The organism is Lutibacter sp. (assembly GCF_046055765.1).
GTDB lineage: Bacteria > Bacteroidota > Bacteroidia > Flavobacteriales > Flavobacteriaceae > Lutibacter.
Genome location: NZ_JASFZF010000004.1, coordinates 1 through 19,388 on the forward strand (window position 1 = coordinate 1; position 19,388 = coordinate 19,388).

General features: G+C 28.0%; 17 protein-coding genes and 1 pseudogene. 11 read left to right on the top strand and 7 right to left on the bottom strand.

Annotation, left to right across the window (positions count from 1 at the left end; translation table 11 throughout):
• Positions 1-1,722 (bottom strand): primosomal protein N' (gene priA / locus QM495_RS00310; RefSeq protein WP_408670108.1); only part of this gene is annotated, 1,722 nt, incomplete at its 3' end.
• A 263-nt stretch (positions 1,723-1,985) separates the two neighbouring features.
• On the opposite strand from priA, the gene QM495_RS00315 reads away from it, so the two are divergent.
• On the top strand, positions 1,986-3,005 hold the full coding sequence (locus QM495_RS00315; protein WP_408670109.1) for a hypothetical protein: 1,020 nt from the start codon (positions 1,986-1,988) through the stop codon (positions 3,003-3,005).
• 66 nt (positions 3,006-3,071) lie between these two features.
• Here the strand turns inward: QM495_RS00315 and QM495_RS00320 are convergent, their stop codons facing one another.
• Positions 3,072-4,250 (bottom strand): class I SAM-dependent RNA methyltransferase, encoded by a 1,179-nt coding sequence (locus tag QM495_RS00320; protein WP_408670110.1) that lies wholly within the window; start codon positions 4,248-4,250, stop codon positions 3,072-3,074.
• Positions 4,251-4,394: 144 nt separating this feature from the next.
• Here QM495_RS00320 and QM495_RS00325 point away from each other — a divergent pair, with 144 nt between their 5' ends.
• On the top strand, positions 4,395-5,126 hold the full coding sequence (locus tag QM495_RS00325; RefSeq protein ID WP_408670111.1) for a methyltransferase domain-containing protein: 732 nt from the start codon (positions 4,395-4,397) through the stop codon (positions 5,124-5,126).
• On the top strand, positions 5,123-5,794 hold the full coding sequence (locus tag QM495_RS00330; protein WP_408670112.1) for a ZIP family metal transporter: 672 nt from the start codon (positions 5,123-5,125) through the stop codon (positions 5,792-5,794). The genes QM495_RS00325 and QM495_RS00330 overlap by 4 nt, the downstream gene beginning before the upstream one ends.
• Here the strand turns inward: QM495_RS00330 and QM495_RS00335 are convergent.
• Positions 5,791-7,989, bottom strand: a complete 2,199-nt coding sequence (locus QM495_RS00335) for a RecQ family ATP-dependent DNA helicase (protein WP_408670113.1) — start codon at positions 7,987-7,989, stop codon at positions 5,791-5,793. The genes QM495_RS00330 and QM495_RS00335 overlap by 4 nt on opposite strands.
• 112 nt (positions 7,990-8,101) lie before the next feature.
• Here QM495_RS00335 and QM495_RS00340 point away from each other — a divergent pair, with 112 nt between their 5' ends.
• The 5 genes from QM495_RS00340 to QM495_RS00360 are packed head-to-tail and all read left to right on the top strand — an operon-like array spanning position 8,102 to position 11,945.
• Entirely contained in the window at positions 8,102-9,067 is a 966-nt protein-coding gene (locus QM495_RS00340; protein ID WP_408670114.1) for an SIS domain-containing protein, read from the top strand.
• A 1-nt stretch (position 9,068) separates the two neighbouring features.
• Positions 9,069-9,896, top strand: a complete 828-nt coding sequence (tatC, locus tag QM495_RS00345; RefSeq protein WP_408670115.1) for a twin-arginine translocase subunit TatC — start codon at positions 9,069-9,071, stop codon at positions 9,894-9,896.
• The gene (locus QM495_RS00350) at positions 9,889-10,254 is read left to right on the top strand and encodes a carboxymuconolactone decarboxylase family protein (protein WP_408670116.1); all 366 of its coding nucleotides are present in this window, start codon (positions 9,889-9,891) and stop codon (positions 10,252-10,254) included. Before tatC ends, QM495_RS00350 begins: the two co-directional genes overlap by 8 nt.
• A 27-nt stretch (positions 10,255-10,281) precedes the next feature.
• Complete coding sequence (lptB, locus tag QM495_RS00355; RefSeq protein ID WP_408670117.1) at positions 10,282-11,016, top strand: LPS export ABC transporter ATP-binding protein; 735 nt, start codon at positions 10,282-10,284, stop codon at positions 11,014-11,016.
• 14 nt (positions 11,017-11,030) lie between these two features.
• Entirely contained in the window at positions 11,031-11,945 is a 915-nt protein-coding gene (locus QM495_RS00360) for a glutaminase (RefSeq protein WP_408670118.1), read from the top strand.
• On the opposite strand, the gene QM495_RS00365 is transcribed toward QM495_RS00360, so the two are convergent.
• A complete protein-coding gene (locus QM495_RS00365) occupies positions 11,946-12,707 on the bottom strand; it encodes a CDP-alcohol phosphatidyltransferase family protein (protein ID WP_408670119.1) in 762 nt (253 codons plus the stop codon).
• A 79-nt stretch (positions 12,708-12,786) separates the two neighbouring features.
• Between QM495_RS00365 and QM495_RS00370 the strand changes: the two genes are divergently transcribed.
• The 3 genes from QM495_RS00370 to QM495_RS00380 are packed head-to-tail and all read left to right on the top strand — an operon-like array spanning position 12,787 to position 16,031.
• A complete protein-coding gene (locus QM495_RS00370) occupies positions 12,787-13,755 on the top strand; it encodes a YheT family hydrolase (protein WP_408670120.1) in 969 nt (322 codons plus the stop codon).
• Positions 13,756-13,809: 54 nt separating this feature from the next.
• Complete coding sequence (locus QM495_RS00375; protein ID WP_408670121.1) at positions 13,810-14,874, top strand: PorV/PorQ family protein; 1,065 nt, start codon at positions 13,810-13,812, stop codon at positions 14,872-14,874.
• 2 nt (positions 14,875-14,876) lie between these two features.
• Positions 14,877-16,031 carry a DUF4105 domain-containing protein gene (locus tag QM495_RS00380; protein ID WP_408670122.1) on the top strand — a complete coding sequence of 385 codons (1,155 nt, stop codon included), beginning with the start codon at positions 14,877-14,879 and terminating at the stop codon, positions 16,029-16,031.
• Between the two features lie 391 nt (positions 16,032-16,422).
• On the opposite strand, the gene QM495_RS00385 is transcribed toward QM495_RS00380, so the two are convergent.
• The 3 genes and pseudogenes from QM495_RS00385 to QM495_RS00395 form a co-directional block, all read right to left on the bottom strand.
• Entirely contained in the window at positions 16,423-17,805 is a 1,383-nt protein-coding gene (locus tag QM495_RS00385) for an exopolysaccharide biosynthesis polyprenyl glycosylphosphotransferase (RefSeq protein ID WP_408670123.1), read from the bottom strand.
• A gap of 51 nt (positions 17,806-17,856) precedes the next feature.
• The gene (locus tag QM495_RS00390) at positions 17,857-18,597 is read right to left on the bottom strand and encodes a glycosyltransferase family 2 protein (protein WP_408670124.1); all 741 of its coding nucleotides are present in this window, start codon (positions 18,595-18,597) and stop codon (positions 17,857-17,859) included.
• 3 nt (positions 18,598-18,600) lie between these two features.
• Positions 18,601-19,388, bottom strand: a pseudogene (locus QM495_RS00395) (phenylacetate--CoA ligase family protein); the annotation flags it as partial.

The following is a 19,388-nucleotide window of genomic DNA, read 5'->3' on the forward strand; positions in this document are numbered from 1 at the left end:
AAACCCTTTTGAGTTTAATTTTTCACTTCCACAAGCGCCACAACTATAGGGCATTGCTTGTTTATAACCACAGTAATGGCAACGTAATTCTTTTCGATAACTATGAAACGTTAAACTTACATCACATTGTGGGCATTGAGGCGAAACGCCACACGTTTCACATTCAATTACTGGTGCATAGCCTCTTCTATTTTGAAATAAAATAACTTGTTCTTTGTTTTCAATTGCATCTTCAATCATTTCAATTAAACGATCTGAAAAATGACCTTTCATTCTTTTTTTTCGATGCTTTTCTTTTATGTTAACTAACTCTATTTCAGGCAATAATACATCTCCAAATCTTCTATTTAATTCAACTAAACCATATTTTCCTTGTTGAGCATTGTAATAAGTTTCTATTGAAGGTGTGGCAGAGCCTAATAATACATTTGCTTTGTGCAAATTTGCTAAGACAATTGCCGCGTCACGGGCGTGATATCTTGGAGCTGGATCAAACTGCTTAAATGATGTCTCATGCTCTTCATCAACTATAATTAAACCTAGATTTGAGAATGGTAAAAATAATGAAGAACGTGCTCCTAAAATTAATTGTGCTTTCGATTTATTTTTTAATACATTGTTCCAAACTTCAACACGTTCATTCATTGAATATTTTGAATGAAAAACGGCTAAATACTCTCCAAAATAATATTGTAACCGCTCAATTAATTGTGTAGTTAGCGCAATTTCTGGTAATAAATAAAGTATTTGTTTTTTAGATTGAAGTAATTCTTCAATTAACTTAACATAAATTTCTGTTTTACCACTACTTGTAATTCCTTTTAGCAGTATAGTTTGCTTCGTATTAAAAGTAGTTTTTATTGAATTATATGCAATTTGTTGATGCTCAGTTAATTCTTTTAACGAAGAAGAATTTCCATTAAAATTAATTCTATCTGTTTGTATAAAATAATAGTCAAAAATACCTTTATCAACTAATGATTTTATAACAGCAACAGAACAATTTGAATCTTCCTGAAGTTGTGAAACTTTAATTGGTTTTTTGGATGCTTGCAGCTGAAAATAAGTTAAAACAACAGCACGTTGCTTTTTTGCTCTACGTAATAATTCTAATAATTCTGATAATTTTTCATTAGAACTCCACTCCTCTTTTAAGCGAATGTATTTAATTAGTTTTGGCTTGTATTGCTCATAAATTTGCTCTTTTACAATAATTACATTTTTGTTCAATAGACTTTTAATTGTTGGAAAAATTCCCTTTTTACCTAAAATCTCAATAACTTGAATTATTGATAATCTCGATTGGTATTGTAAAGCTTCAAAAACTAAAAATTCTTCAGCAGAAAGTTCTTCTTCTTTTGAAAAACCTTGTAATAACTCAATTTCTGTTTCACTTTCCAATAAAAAGGCTGAAGGTAAAGCGGCTCTAAAAACTTCGCCTAATGAACACATATAATATTCTGATATCCATTCCCAATGCTTTATTTGAATTTCATGTAGTATTGGCGTATCGTCTAAAATTTGGTGAATTTCTTTTGCTTCATACCCAATAGGCATTTCAGTATGTATTTTATAAACCAAAGCGGTATAAATCTTAGATTTACCAAATTCAACAGCAACACGCATCCCTTTTTTTAAGAAAGTTGCCTCAGCATCTGTTATTTTATAAGTAAATAACTTTTGAAGTGGAATAGGTAAAATAACGTCTATAAAGTAATTCACTTTAATTAAAATTTATCAAAAAGTAAAAGTATTCAAATCAAATTAAAATTGCTATAAAACTGTAATTTAAGTTACCGGTATTTTTGGTTATCTCAATTTATGTTACTCAAAATATCTCTTCATTAAGATAATTTTTTGCAGAAATTGAGCTATTCTTTACTTCTCTATTATGTTGGTCATTGTTTTTTGGCACGCTGTTTGTAATTAGGTAATTGTATTAATGATACAAACAAGAATTAAGATGAACCTTTAAAATCTTTATTATGAAAAACAAAATATTAGTATTCGCAACTTTTGTATTTGTAAGCTTAGGTGTTTTTGCTTCAACTACTACTTCAACATATAACCGTTATTATAATGATTACGGAAATTCATTCACTTTTGTTGAAAGCGGTGTAACGTTTTCCGTTTTTCAAAATGGAGAATTTGATTTTTTTATAAACCCAAGAAATAATTTTAATATTGGGTATCATAACAAAAACATTAACATTAGTTTTAATTCTGGTTATAACTATGATGCTTATGTACAATACGATAATTACGGTGCTATCATTCAAATTGAAAATATTCCAATTTATTATGATTATTACGGTAGAGTTGACAGAATTGGTAACATAAACCTTAATTACAACTATGGTAGATTGACAAGATTAGGCAGCATGTATGTATATTATGATAATTATGGATATTACACACACTGCTCTGGATATATTAATAGATATAACCGTAATTATGTGTATCACCCATATCATAATTATTTTGCTAGACCGTTCTTTGAATATAGAGTTGTAAGCTATAAACCTTACAGAAATCACTATAAACCAAATAGATACAAATATTATAGCAATCATTCAAAAAACACCTACTATAACAAAAAGAATAAGCGCACTAGTTATAATACAAGACAGCGTGTAGCAACTCAAAACATTCCTAAAAGAAAGAGTGATAAGATTATTAGAGTTGATAGAAATAACACTAGATCGTACAATACAAATAGTTCAACAAAAAGAAGTACAGCAGGTACAATAACTACTGGAAATAAGCGTACAGTAACCAATAGGACAAGAACAATTAAACGCACGCCAGAAAAAACGGTCTATAAAAAACGTACTGTAACTGGACGTAAACCTGTAAAAGTTCAAGAAAGAAGAAGTTCTGTTACTTCTAAAAGACCTATAGCTACTAAAAATAGAGTTAAAAAAAGAACAACTACAGCAAATAGAAAACCGGATAAAAGAGAAAGTAGTAGAGCAGAAAATACAAGAAAAAGGAGAAGTTCATAAATTGAGTTCGTATAAAAAAGGCTTTACAATATTGTAAAGCCTTTTTTAATTTAGGATTTATCAATTTTATTCTAATTCTTCTTTAGGTAAATTCTTTTTTGCTTTTTTACTTCCTGCATACATATCATATCGCACAAATTTACAATCTAAATCACCATTTTTTACAGGTATTTTTCTTGAAGTTCTTAAACCAACGTATTTTAAAGCCTCAAAATCAGATGTTATAAACCAAACGGTAGAATCTGGATATCCATGTTTTAACGTATCTCCTATTTTTTTATAAAATTCTTGAACATCAATATTTAAGCGTTCGCCATACGGAGGATTGAACAAAATAGTAGTTTGTCCAAATACTTCTTTCATTGAGTTAAAAAAATTGACATGATGTACACCAATAAATTCTTCTAAATTAGCATTTTTAATATTTTCTTGTGATTTTCTTATTGCTGAAGGTGCCTTATCAAATCCCATAATTTTAAAATGCGAACTTCTAATTTTTTTCAATAATGCATCTTGAATAATAAAATATAATTCCTCATCATAATCTGCCCATTTTTCAAACCCAAATTCTTTTCTATTAATATTCGCAGGTATATTGTTGGCAATCATCGCTGCTTCAATTAAAATAGTACCTGAACCACACATTGGGTCAATAAAATTACATTCACCTGAATAACCTGAAAGCAATACTAAACCTGCTGCTAACACTTCATTTATAGGTGCAATATTTGTTGAACTTCTGTAGCCACGTTTATGTAAAGAATCACCAGAACTATCTAAAGAAACAGAACAAAAATCTTTTTGAATATGTACATGAATTTTAAGATCAGGGTGTTTTACATCTACATTTGGTCGTTTATGATATTTATGCCTAAAATAATCGGCAATAGCATCTTTAGATTTTAATGAAATATAATGAGAATTAGTTGTGAAATTATTTGAATTAACTACAGCTCCAATAGAAAATGTAGTATCAACATCCATATATTTCTCCCATTCAATTTTCATTAATTTATTATATAAATCATCTTCATCAGCAACCCTAAACCGCTTTATTGGCTTTAAAATTCTAATTGCTGTTCTCAAAGCAATATTTGCCTTGTACATAAATCCCTTATCACCTTTAAAAGAAACACTTCTTACTCCTGTTTCAACATCTTGTGCTCCAAGGTTTTTAAGCTCTGTTGCTAACAATTCTTCAAAACCAAACATGGTGGTTGCAACCATTTTAAAATCACGATTCATACTTCAAATTTTTGCAAAAATAGAGAAAGATTTTTGATATTAAGCACTACATTTATGTAAGTGTATTGATTTCATATAAATTGAAATGTAAATTCACACACAAAACTAAAAACAATTTGCTATTTTTGTGAGCATTTCAAAATTATGACAAATAACAAAGAATGGTTTGCTTCGTGGTTCGACACAAGCTACTATCATATTTTATATTCAAATAGAGATTATTCTGAAGCGCAAGAATTTATGCAGAATATTGTTTCTTTTTTACAGCTTAAAAAAGAAAAAGATTTACTGTTAGATTTAGGCTGTGGAAAAGGAAGGCATTCAATTTATTTAAATTCATTAGGGTTTAACGTAGTTGGTGCGGATTTATCTAAAAACAGTATAAAAGAAGCTAAGAAGTTCGAAAATAGCACGTTACAATTTATTGAACATGATATGCGTAACCCATTCATTAACAAGTATAACGCTATTTTAAACCTATTTACTAGTTTTGGTTTTTTTGAAGATAACACTGAAGATATTGCAATTCTCCAGAATATAAAAAATGGATTGAAAACTAATGGGATTGCAATTATAGATTTTATGAATGTAAAAAAGGTGATTTCTAATTTAGTTGAAGAAGAAACAAAAACAATCAATGGTATTACCTTTGAAATTAACAGATATTTGAAAAATGGTTTTATAATAAAAGAAATAAATTTTGATGCAGATGGAAAACAGCATACTTATTTTGAAAAAGTTAAATGCCTAGATTTACCAAAAATAAAATTGTATCTGAATTCTGTTAATTTTAAAATAAAACATACTTTTGGAAACTACCAACTTGATGATTTTGACGAAGAAATATCTGACCGATTAATTTTAGTTTTAGAATGACATATATAGTACTTATATTATCTGTTTTAGTGGGGATTGTAATTGTTTACGGCTTAAAACCAAGCAATAAAACAGTTCAACTATTATTGGCTTTTAGTGGTGCATATTTATTATCTATTACAATTCTTCATCTTTTACCCGAGGTATATTCAACAATTAATACTAACATTGGTTTATATATTTTACTGGGTTTATTATTGCAATTAATTTTAGATTTTTTCTCAAAAGGTGCAGAACACGGTCATATTCACATTCAAGATAATATTACGTTTCCTTGGGCATTATTTATTAGTATTGGAATTCATGCTTTTATGGAAGGAGTACCTTTAGCTAATAATCATGAACATATACACTTATTGTGGGCAATTGTTATCCATAAAATTCCTATTTCAATAATTTTGGGAACATTTTTTGTTCGCTCAAATATTTCTAAGTTTAAAGCTATATTATTTTTACTAATATTCTCGTTAATGTCTCCTTTAGGAAGTTTAGCGGGTGAAAATATTGAGTTTTTATTACAGTATAAACCTGAAATAACCGCTATAATAATTGGAATATTTTTACATATTTCTACAATTATATTGTTTGAAACTTCAAAAGATCATAAGTTTAATCTTTTGAAATTTATTTCTATACTTATTGGTATGTTAGTTGCTTATTTAGCTTAATTTGCTACTTGACTTATAAATTTAATTCGCATAAGTCGTAATTCTTCATATTCATAATCACCATCAAACTCATCCATTGCATCTTGTATTCTATCACTCTCCGACTCCATAAAATAATCAAAAATTTCTTCTTGTTGATCTTCGTCTAACATTTCATTAATACAATAATCTATATTAATTTTTGTTCCACTATAAACAATACGCTGCATTTCCTCAATTAGTTCATCAAACTTTAACCCTTTTGATTTAGCAATATCCATAAGAGGAATTTTTCTATCGGTATTTTGAATAATATATAGTTTTAAACCAGAATTAACTCCTGTACTTTTTACAATAAAGTCATCAGGCCTTAAAATATCATTCTCTTCAACATATTTTGCTATTAATTCAATAAAAGGCTTCCCAAATTTTTTAGCTTTTCCTTCTCCAACTCCAAAAATATTTGTTAGTTCACTCAATGAAATTGGATATTTTAATGCCATATCTTCTAATGCTGTTTCTTGAAAAACAGCATAAGGTGGAACACCAATCTTTTTAGCAACCGATTTTTGTAAATTTTTTAATAATTTCACTAATATTTCATCAGCAGCAACACCACTTCCTTTTTGATTTGTTATTATAGATGTGTCATCACTTTCATCATAAATATGGTCTTCTGTCATCATAAATGATGTTGGCTTAGCTAGGTATGCGATACCAAGTTCTGTAATTTTAATTACACCATATTGTTCAATTTCTTTTTTAATAAACCTAGCAACTAAAGCTTGTCTTATTAGAGCCATCCAATACTTATCTGAATGTTCTTTCCCACAACCAAAAAATGGTTGGTTATCCGTTTTATGAGATTTTAATAACGCATTAACTTTACCAATTAAAGTATTTACAAGCTCTTTTGATTTATATTTTTGAAAGGTTTTTTGAACAACCTCTAATAAATTTATTAAATTATCTTTTGCTTCATGCTTTTTCTTAGGATTCCTCATATTATCATCCATATCAGCTCCTAAACCATTTTCAACATCAAATTCTTCACCAAAATAGTGTAATAAATATTGTCTTCTAGACATTGAAGTTTCTGCATAACCTACAACTTCTTGTAACAAAGCATTTCCTATTTCTTGTTCAGCAATTGGTTTTCCAGATAAAAATTTTTCTAGTTTTTCAATATCTTTATAGGCATAATAAGCTAAGCAGTAACCTTCACCTCCATCTCGTCCTGCTCTTCCAGTTTCTTGGTAATAACTTTCTAAACTTTTTGGAATATCATGATGAATTACAAATCTAACATCTGGTTTATCAATTCCCATTCCAAAAGCAATAGTTGCAACAACTACATCAACATCTTCCATTAAAAACATGTCTTGATGTTTGGCTCTTGTTTTACTATCTAAGCCTGCATGATAAGGAACTGCTTTTACTCCATTTACCTGCAATACTTGAGCTATTTCTTCAACCTTTTTTCTACTTAAACAATAAATAATTCCTGATTTATTTGCATGTTGACGAATAAAACGAATAATATCTGAATTAATATTTTTGGTTTTGGGCCTTACATCATAAAATAAATTAGGACGATTAAACGATGCTTTAAAACACTTTGCGTTCACCATTCCAAGTGTTTTAATAATATCTTCTTCTACTTTTTCAGTTGCAGTAGCTGTTAAACCTATAATAGGTACTTTATCTATTTTTTCAATGATAGCTCTTAAGTTTCTATATTCAGGTCTAAAATCGTGTCCCCATTCTGATATACAATGAGCTTCATCTATAGCTACAAAAGAAATTTTTTGTCGTTGTAAAAACGCTATATACTCTTCTTTTATAAGCGATTCTGGTGCTACATATAATAATTTTGTAACCCCAGCTTCAATATCACTTTTAACTTTGGCTACTTCAGTTTTATTTAAGGATGAATTAAGTACGTGTGCAATTCCATGTTCTGAAGAAATTCCTCTTATAGCATCTACTTGATTCTTCATTAATGCAATTAATGGAGAAACCACAATAGCTGTACCTTCATTTATTAATGCAGGTAGTTGATAACATAGCGATTTACCACCACCTGTGGGCATAATAACAAACGTATCATGACCATTTAAAATACTTTTTATAACTACTTCTTGTAATCCTTTGAATTTATTAAATCCAAAATTCTTTTTCAAAGCCTCGTGTAAATCAATATCTTTACTGCTCATTTTACAAAGTTGACTTTATTTTTTATTAGTTTATCTATTTTCTAACTAAATAAATTTATTTTTGCTAGAATTTAAAGATAAAACATTTTTTTTAATTCAAAAACCTATTCTTTTGAAAAATAAAAATATAATATTAGAAAACGCAAAGCAAACAATTTTAGCTGAAAGTAATGCTATAGCTAATTTAATAAATTTTTTAGATGATGACTTTAAAAATTCGGTAAATTTTATTCATGAATCTAAAGGGAGAGTTATAGTAACTGGTATTGGTAAAAGTGCTAATATTGCTACTAAAATTGTAGCCACTTTAAATTCTACGGGGACTCCTGCTATTTTTATGCATGCGGCAGATGCCATTCACGGAGATTTAGGAATTATTCAAAAAAATGACGTTGTTATTTGCATTTCAAAGAGTGGAAATACACCAGAAATTAAAGTTTTAGTGCCACTTATTAAAAATTATGGAAATAAAATTATTGCTATAACTGGTAATATTAAGTCTTATTTAGGAACAAATGCAGATTTTACCTTAAATTCTTATGTAGAAAAAGAAGCTTGTCCAAACAATTTAGCCCCAACATCAAGTACCACTGCTCAATTGGTAATTGGAGATGCATTAGCAGTTTGTTTACTTGAATTAAATAATTTTTCAAGTAATGATTTTGCAAAATATCATCCTGGAGGTGCATTAGGTAAAAAATTGTACTTGAGGGTTAGAGATTTGATTGAAAATAATGAAAAACCTCAGGTTGCACCTACTACATTAATTAAAGATGTTATTATTGAAATATCCAAAAAACGTTTAGGTACCACAGCAGTGATTGAAAATAATTTAATTGTTGGGATAATTACAGATGGTGATTTAAGAAGAATGTTAAAAGATAACTCAGATATTAGTAAATTAATGGCAAAAGATATTATGAGTAAGAATCCAAAAACAATTCAAGTAGATGATATGGCTATAACGGCTTTAAATACAATGGAAAATAATAATATTACTCAAATATTAGTTGAAAATACTAATAAATATGTAGGTGTTGTACATTTGCATGATTTACTAAAAGAAGGAATTTTTTAATATGGCGAAAAAATTTATACAAGAAAAAGAAATGTCGTTTTTAGATCACGTAGAAATACTTAGATGGCATTTAGTACGCTCAACATTTGCAATAATGTTATTATCCATAGTAGCTTTTGTAATGAAAGATTTTATTTTCAATACCATTCTTTTTGCACCAAAAGATGCTAATTTTATTACCTACCGCTTTTTTTGTAATGTTTCAAAAATATTTGGTACTGAAGGTTTATGTATTACAGATATTCCATTTACATTTCAAAGTTTAGCAATGGCTGAGCAATTTAGTGTACATATTTGGACTTCAATTACTGCAGGGTTTATAGTTGCTTTTCCCTTTGTAATATGGGAATTTTGGAGATTTATTAGTCCTGGTTTATATGAAAAAGAACGTAAAGGAGCCTTTATTTTTATTATAATATCGTCTTTTTTATTTTTTATTGGAGTATTATTTGGGTATTATTTGGTAACACCACTTTCTGTTAATTTTTTAGGAAATTATTCAGTTAGTAATATGGTATCTCGAAATATTACCATTGGATCATACATTTCTTTGGTACGTTCATCAGTATTGGCTTCAGGCCTAATATTTGAACTACCCATTGTGATGTATTTCCTTACAAAAATGGGATTAATAACCCCTGAATTTTTAAAAAAATACAGAAAACACGCTTTAGTAGTTGTTTTAATTTTAGCTGCAATTATTACACCACCAGATATTATTAGCCAAATAATAGTGGGTATTCCTATTATGTTTTTATATGAAGTAAGTATTCTTATTTCAACAATAGTAATTAAACGTGAACGTAAAAAAGAACAACAAAATGCCTAACAAAGTTGAAGAATTTAATGCCTATCGTATTAAAATGAACGATAAACTTTTGGCAGAAAACAATAAAATAATTAAAAGAATTTTTAATTTAGATACCAATGCATTTAAAGAAGGTCATTTAAATGTTAAAACAAAAGAACTCTTAGGTTTAGTGGCTTCAACTGTTTTACGTTGTGATGATTGTATTAAATATCATTTAGAAACTTCTTTTAATAAAGGTGTAACTAAAGAAGCAATTATGGAAACCTTATCTATAGCCACTTTAGTTGGTGGTACTATTGTAATTCCACATTTACGTAAAGCTTATGAGTTTTGGGAAGAACTTGAAAACAATAAGAAATCCTTAAATAACAACTAAGAACATTAACATTTAAACAACAATATAGTGATTTTAAGAGCAGAAAATATAAAGAAAAAATACGGAAGTAGATACGTTGTTAATGGAATTTCATTAGAAGTTGAACAAGGTCAAATTGTTGGACTTTTAGGTCCAAATGGTGCAGGAAAAACAACTTCATTTTATATGATTGTAGGTATGATTAAACCTAATGAAGGTGAAATTTATTTAGATAACCAACCAATTACAAAATTTCCAATGCATAAAAGAGCTCAACAAGGAGTTGGGTATTTAGCGCAAGAAGCATCTGTTTTTAGAAAATTATCTGTTGAAGATAACATTATGTCAGTTTTACAATTTACAGATCTTTCAACTTTAGAACAAAAGAAAAAATTAGAATCATTAATCGATGAATTTAGCTTAAGCCATGTTCGTAAAAATCGTGGAGATTTGCTTTCAGGAGGTGAACGTAGAAGAACAGAAATTGCTCGTGCATTAGCCTCAGATCCAAAATTTATTTTATTAGATGAACCGTTTGCTGGAGTAGATCCAATTGCCGTTGAAGATATCCAAAGTATTGTAGCACATTTAAAAGATAGAAATATAGGTATATTAATTACCGACCATAATGTTCAAGAAACACTTGCAATAACAGATAAAACATATTTAATGTTTGAAGGTGGTATTTTAAAAGAAGGAACTCCCGAGGAATTAGCTGAAGATGAAACCGTTAGACGCGTTTACTTAGGTAAAGACTTTGAATTAAAAAAGAAGAAATTCTAACATCTTTTAAATTCATGAATTACAAAAAAATATTCAAAAAAATAGCTGAAGATTTATCAACTATAAAGGATAAAGGAGAAGTAGCCAACTACATACCTGAATTAAGTACTATAGACCCTGCAAAATTTGGTATTCATTTAACTACTGTTCATCAAGAGGATTATTGTTTGGGAGATTCTGAAGAAAAGTTTTCCATTCAAAGTATTGCAAAGGTACTTTCATTGAGTTTTGCCTATCAATTAGAAGGTGAAAATTTATGGAATCGTGTTGGAGTTGAACCTTCAGGAACTGCTTTTAACGCATTATTCCAACTCGAGACAGATCAAGGAATTCCTAGAAATCCGTTAATAAATTCAGGAGCATTGGTTATTTCTGATATTTTAATAACTCATCTCGACAATCCTAAAGAAGATTTTTTGAAATTTGTAAGAGATTTATCTGGAAATCAATCTATTGAGTTTTGCCAAAGAATTGCTACTTCAGAAAAAGCAACAGGGCATAGAAATGCTGCTTTGGTAAACCTTATGAAATCGTATGGAAATATTAAAAATAACATTGATGAAGTATTGGATTTTTATTTTAATTTATGTTCTATTGAAATGACTTGCAACGAGCTTTCTAAAACCTTTTTATTTTTAGCTGAATATGGAACTTCTCCCTTTAAAAAAGAACGAATTTTATGTAAAAGTAAATCTAAACGTATCAATGCAATCATGCAATTATGTGGTTTTTACGATGAAGCTGGGGAATTTTCGTTTAAGGTTGGTTTGCCAGGGAAAAGTGGTGTTGGCGGTGGAATTGTAGCAATTTATCCTAATAAATATAGTATTGCTGTTTGGAGCCCAAAGTTAAATAAAAAAGGAAATTCTAATAAAGGAATTCAATTTTTAGAGCTTTTTACAACTGAAACTGAATCCTCAATTTTTTAATTAACTTTTACTTTTTTCTTTAGTAATTAAAGATAATACTACATATAAAACAATAACTATTGGAATTGCAATAAATTGAAGTAAAACACTTAATATAATAGTTAGAAATATAAATAGATATTTAATTTTATTTGTAGCCCAACTATAATTTTTAAATTTTAATGAAAATAAAGGAATTTCAGCATTCATTAAATAACTAAGCACTACAGTTAGCGTAATTAAAAACCAACTATTTTCAATAATTGTACTTGCATATTCATTATTGCTATAAACTAATATTAAGGGAAGCGATACAACAACTAAGGCTGCTGCTGGTGTTGGTAGCCCAATAAAAGAGCTTGTTTGTCTTTTATCTATATTAAATTTAGCCAATCTATATGCTGAAGCTAAAGTAATTAGCAAACCCAGAAAAGGAAGCCAATGTAAATGATATTCTTCAAAAGTAATCCAATTACCAACTTCACACGATAAATCATTAACCCATTGATTGTGCACAGATTTTAAAAGTAATTGAAACATTATAATTCCTGGAGCAACTCCGCTTGTAACAACATCTGCTAAAGAATCTAATTGTTTACCTAATTCAGCCTGTACATTTAGTAAACGTGCTGCAAAACCATCAAAAAAGTCTAAAAATATACCTAAAAAAACAAAAAAGGCAGCTAATATTAACTGATCTTTAGCTGCAAAATAAACTGCTATTGTTCCTGATAATAAGTTAAGTAGTGTTATTAAATTAGGAATATGTTTTTTAAAAGTCATTTCTTCAAAATTTTGTTAAATTTAGTGAATTGTTTTTCACTACGTTTAATTCTATTTAATTATTATAATTAATTACTATATGCCAATTATTGAATCTACTTACAATCCCTCTTTTTATTTCAAAAATGCACATTTTAATACTATTTACAAAACACTTTTTCACAAAAGCACCATAAATTTCAAGAGAGAGCGGATTTTAACACCTGATAATGATTTTTTAGATTTAGATTTTTCTACAGTAAACTCAAATATACTTGTTATTGCAATGCACGGTTTAGAAGGAAGTTCTCAATCTAAATATATCATTTCTGTAGTCAATTATTTAAATTCAAACAACATTGATTGTGTTGCTGTTAATTTTAGAGGCTGTAGCGGTGAAGACAATAATCACCTTTTTTCATATAATAGTGGTAAAACTGATGATGTTGGCTATATCGTTCAACATATCATATCAAACTATAATTACAAAAATATTATTCTTCTAGGATATAGTATGGGCGGAAATATAACTTTAAAATATTTAGGTGAATCAAGTTTTTTACCTTCAGAAATAAAAGGAGCTATTGGCATATCTGTTCCCTGTGATTTAAAAGGTTCGTCTTATGCTTTATCTAGTTGGCAAAATTCCGTTTATATGAATCGATTTTTAAAAACATTAAAGGAAAAAACATTTTTAAAACTAAGGAAGTTTCCCAAAAATAATATTCATAAAGAAAAAGTATTAAACGCTAAAAATTTTCAAGATTTTGATGATGCTGTAACAGCTCCTTTATTTGGATATAAAAATGCGGAAGATTATTGGGTAAAATGTAGTAGTAAACAATTTATACCAGCTATTAAAAAACCAACATTGTTAATTAATGCTTTAGATGACTCCTTCCTTTCTAAAAGTTGTTTTCCACTTGATGAAGCTAAAAATCATACTTATTTTAATTTAGAAACCCCTAGATATGGTGGACATGTTGGGTTTAATTCATTTGTTTTTAAAAAGAAAATATTTTGGAGTGAAAATAGAATTTTAGAGTTTATTAACCACATTATTTCCTGATTATTGAATATTACTTATAAAGTTTTTTTACATTCGCTTTTAAAATAAAATACATTGAAAAGAAGTTTATTACTCATATTTTTTGTTAGTCAACTAATTTTAAGTCAAACAACTCGTAAATATTCAAATGAATTTTTATCTATTGGCGTTGATGCCGCAGCTTTTGGAATGGGAAAAGCTGTTGTAGCAACCAGTAATAATGTAAACTCAACCTATTGGAATCCGGCTGGTTTAACGAATGTAAAAGGTTATGAAGGTGCAATTATGCACGCCGAGTATTTTGCTGGTATTGCAAAATATGATTATGTTGGTTTTGCGATGCCAATTGATTATAGAAGCGCATTGGGAATATCTATAATTCGTTTTGGTGTAGATGACATTTTAAATACTACAGAATTAATTGATAATGAAGGAAATATAGATTATAATAGAATTAGTTTATTTTCTGCAGCAGATTATGCGTTGAATGTTGCTTATGCTAGAAATTTAACTATTGAAGGTTTAACCATTGGAGCAAATGCAAAAATTATTAGAAGAATAATTGGCGATTTTGCTACTTCTTGGGGTTTTGGTATTGATGTAGGTGTACAATATGAAAGAAATAATTGGAAATTTGGTTTGATGCTTCGTGATATTACAACCACATTTAATAGCTGGAGTATTGATGAAGGAGAATTTGATAAAATAAAAAATGCCATTCCAGGCCAAAATCAAGAATTACCAGAAAGTACTGAAATTACGCTCCCAAAAGCTCAACTAGGTGTAGCCAGAAAGTTTTTATTAAAGAGAGATTTTAATTTACTAACTGAAATAGATTTAAATATTCGTTTTACAAAAACAAACGATTTAATTTCAACTGATATTGTTAGTATAGACCCCGCATTTGGTTTTCAAATTGATTATTTAAATACCGTATTTTTACGTGGTGGTATTGGAAATATTCAAAATGAACTACAATTTGATGCTACAAAAGAGCTAATTTTTCAACCAAATTTTGGTGTAGGATTTAATTATAGAGGAATACAAATTGATTATGCACTAACTAATATTGGTAGTGTTGGAAATGCACTCTATTCAAATGTATTTTCAATTAAAATAGCCTTTAACCATTTTAGATAACTATGAAAAAGAAGATTTATATTTTAGCATTTCTATTGAGTTTTTTCCAACTTTCTGCACAACAACTATCTTCAAACGCTACAATAAGTGTAATTACTTGTGGTCCGGGAAGTGAGCTATTTACGGCTTTTGGACACAGTGCATTTAGAGTTTCTGATCCTCTTTTAGGCTTAGATAAAATTTACAACTATGGCACATTTAATTTTAATGCGCCAAATTTTTATTTAAATTTTGCAAAAGGTAAATTAACATATCAGCTTTCCACCACCACATTTAATCGATTTTTAAGACTCTATCATTATGAAAATAGATGGGTAAAATCACAAGAATTAAATTTAAACACTACTCAAGTTCAAGCTATTTATAACTTTTTAGAAAATAATGCAAAACCTCAAAATAGGGATTATCAATATGATTTTTTCTATGATAATTGTTCAACTAAAATTGAAGATATTGTTAAAAACATTCTAAAAAATAAGGTTCAATTTAGCAATTCACATATTACATCAACCAAAACACATAGAGATTTAATTTCTGACTATACTACTAATTTTAAATGGGGGAAATTTGGAATAGATTTAGCGCTAGGCTCTGTAATAGATAAAAATGCACGTAAAGATGATTATAAATTTTTGCCAGATTATATTTATAAAGCTTTTGATAACGCTACTATTGAAAAAGAAAACAGCTCCAATAGTTTAGTTAAGAGGCATCTAACTATTTTAAATGATACAAGAACAAGTAAATCAACTATTTTAAGCCAACCACTTACTATAATTACAATTTTAGCAATTCTTATATTGCTTATTACTTATAGAAATTTAAAACTAAAAAAACGATCTAAATGGCTAGATTTTATACTATTTTTTAGTACAGGATTAATTGGAATTGTAGTTTTATTATTATGGTTTGCTACTTCACATACAGCAACTTATAAGAATTTCAACTTTCTATGGGCATTTGCACCAAATTTAATAGTTGCATTTTATTTATTAAAATCGAAATTACCTAGTTGGATTTGGGCTTATAATTTGTTTCTATTAATTTTATTAGGGGTAATGATAGTACTTTGGTTATTAAAATTTCAAGTATTTAATATTGCTTTACTTCCTCTTATTTTAGCAATGGCAATACGATATCATTATTTAAAAACGTGAGTTTGATATAAGTAATAATATAAATTATTGAATTAGTGCGTTTTATAGTTGTTTTGCTAATCTAAAGGAAGGCAGGAATCCATAAATAGGATGCGTTTAGATTCCTGCCTTCACAGGAATGACACCCATTTTTACTATAGAATTTATAAATGACTAATAATCAGAAGTCTTTATGTCGAACTCAGGTTCATACGTAAGTGTAATAGAAAAATAACTAAATAACAAACGTCATTCTCAGCTCGACTGGAAATCTTTACGTAAGAAAATAATAAAAATCATAAGGAACAGATATCGCATCAAGTGCAATATAACGAAACCTAATGTCAGTCTGAGCTTGTCGAAGACTTTTTACAATCTCAATTAATAAAATTAAAAACGACAAGTACTTATTTTAAGTACCTCTAAAAAATAAAATGGTACTAATTGTTTTTATCACAATTTTAAAATCCATTAAAATAGTTCGCTCTTTAATGTAATATAAATCGTACATCAATTTTTCCCGCTGATCTTTAACCGTACTAGCATACGGGTGCATTACTTGAGCCCAACCTGTTAAACCAGGTTTTATCACATGTCGTATTGAATAAAAAGGTAATTCTTTTTCTAATTGCTCAACAAATTCAGGACGTTCAGGTCTTGGACCTATTAAACTCATTTCACCTTTTAATACATTAAAAAACTGAGGCACTTCATCAATTCTAGTTTTCCGAAGTATTCTTCCAAATGTAGTAATTCTAGCATCATTTTTTTTAGCCCAAACTACTCCATCTTTTTCTGCATTGGAAACCATCGTTCTAAATTTTATAATATTAAATTCAGTTCCTCGTTTTCCAACTCTTTTTTGAGTGTAGAATAATTTACCTTTATTTCCAAACAAATTACTTATAAACACAATAGGTAGAAAAATTAAAGAAATTAGTATTCCAATTAGTGAAAACAAGATATCAAATATCCTTCTAAATGTTAAATACAAGTTATTATGTTGACTTTTACTAAATGTAAAATAATTGTAAAAATCAGCTGATAATTGATTTTCAGAAATTCTATTGGTTTCATCTTCAATAAAACTGTCAACACTTCTAATGATTACTCCTTTTTTAAACAACTCAATTAGTTGCGCGTTAATTTCATTTACAAATTCAAATTGTTTAGAAGAAACTATAACTTCATTTATAAAATTATCTTTAATAATTTGTTCAATATTAATATTTTTACTTGCTTTAAAATTAATAATATCACTCTCTTTAAGTATCTTATTTGAAATGTAAGCCACAATATTATTTGCTTCTTTATTTTTATTTATCGCAATTAAGTTTTGTGCCTGATTTATTTCAGCAATAATTAATATTTTCTTTAAAAAACGTGGTGAAAAAATAAATTGAATATATATAAATCTATTTATTAATAGTGGAAATAACAAAGTTCCTGCAAAATATAGAATTTGTAGTCTGTTCTGTGGTAAAATAGGTGAAATTATGGGTGTGAACACATAAAATATCGTTATAAAAATACTTGTCATCAAAGTACTTCTTATCACCAAATACTTGTCACTTGCAACGCGTAAATTGTACATTTCAAATACTTCACCAAAAAAAAGTAAATAAAAAATGAGTGTTATTAACCAAACAAAAATATCTGGACTTTGAAAATTAAGATACTTAAAATCAAAAAAGTAATTTACTGTAAACATCCCTAATAAAACAACTACACTATCAAAAAAACGTAAATATAATTTTCGTTCAGAAATTGAGAAATGAAAGTTTGTTTGGGGCATCTTTAACTTATTATTCAAAATCAAAGGTACAAGATATATTTTAGAGAAATATTATTTAACGATTTTTTTAAAAGCTAATTGTATAAAATAATACAATGACTGTAATCTATTTAAGTTTTCATGCACCCGATATATTTTCCAATTGTATTTTAACAAATTAATTTTATTACTTGAAACTGAGACTTGCCTTTTGTTATATAAAGCTAATGGTTGTTGAATCCCTTCTGCAATTACTCCATTTTTAGTTATTTTTAACCACAAAGCCCAATCTTGTCTTTTTAAAATTTTAGGCATATAAACTTTGCCTAAATGCTTTACTGAATACATTGCGGTTAAACATCCAATATAATTATTAGTCAATAAATTTTTATAAGTAATTTTTTCTTTAGCAATTACAAGCTTCTTATCTTTATTTAATTCGTTTATAGTATAATACGATGTATGTGAAACTACACTATTATTATTTTGCATAAAACGAACTTGAATTTCTAATTTATTTTCTATCCAGCTATCATCACTATCTAAAAAGGCAATAAAATCACCATTTGAAACTTCAATACCTTTATTCCTAGCTACAGCAGGTCCAGAATTCCTATTTAATGTTATCAATTGTATTCTCTGGTCTTTTTTTTGGAATTGTTTAATTATTTCAACTGAGTTATCGGTGGAACAATCATCTATAATAATTAGTTCCCAATTTTCATAAGTTTGGTCAATAACACTTTGGATAGTTTCAGAGATGTACTTTGAAGCATTGTAATTGGGGGTTATAATAGATACTAACTGGTTCATTTATTAAATATTTGAAATAAAACTTTTTAGCTTTTGTTTTTCTGAATTTATTTTTTGACCTATTTTAATAGTTACTATAATATCATTTTTAAAATACACTCTAATTTCCTTTTTTAGGAATTCAAGCTCCGTATTATTAATTAATTGCTCAATCAAAAAAACTAACTCACCCTTTTCATTTTGAACTACCTGGTAATTTAGTTTTAAGTCTTGTTTAGTTACTAAATTTTTAAATATATAATAAAAATACAAACTTGGATACTTATAGTTAATACCATAGACCGTATTTCCAATTCTACCCGTTACTTCCTCCAAAATTTGATGCTGCATCCCACATTCACATACCTTAGTTTTAGGTGCTAATTTAATATAATCACCTAATTTGTATCTTATTATAGGAAATGACTTCATTTGTAAATTAGTTACAACAATCTCATTATCAATATCTTCAACTATAACCCCTTCCATATTAATATGCATATTTCCACTAGGGCATTCAAAAGCTATTATACCTGTTTCTGCAGCACCATATTCGCTAATCATGGTAACTCCATACGCTTTTTTGACTTCAGATTGATAGGCTTCAATTATTTTTTCTGAAGTACCTTTTACCATTTTTAAATTGAAGGGTTTCTTTAAATTTTGTTCGTTAATTAATTTAGCAGTTTCATAAATCATGGATGAATATCCATGCAAATAAGTTGCTTTAGATAGTTTTTTTATAAAATATTTTACTGAGTTGTGTTCATAACTAAACAATCTAAATCTGTTCTGAAGTTTATCTAAGATAT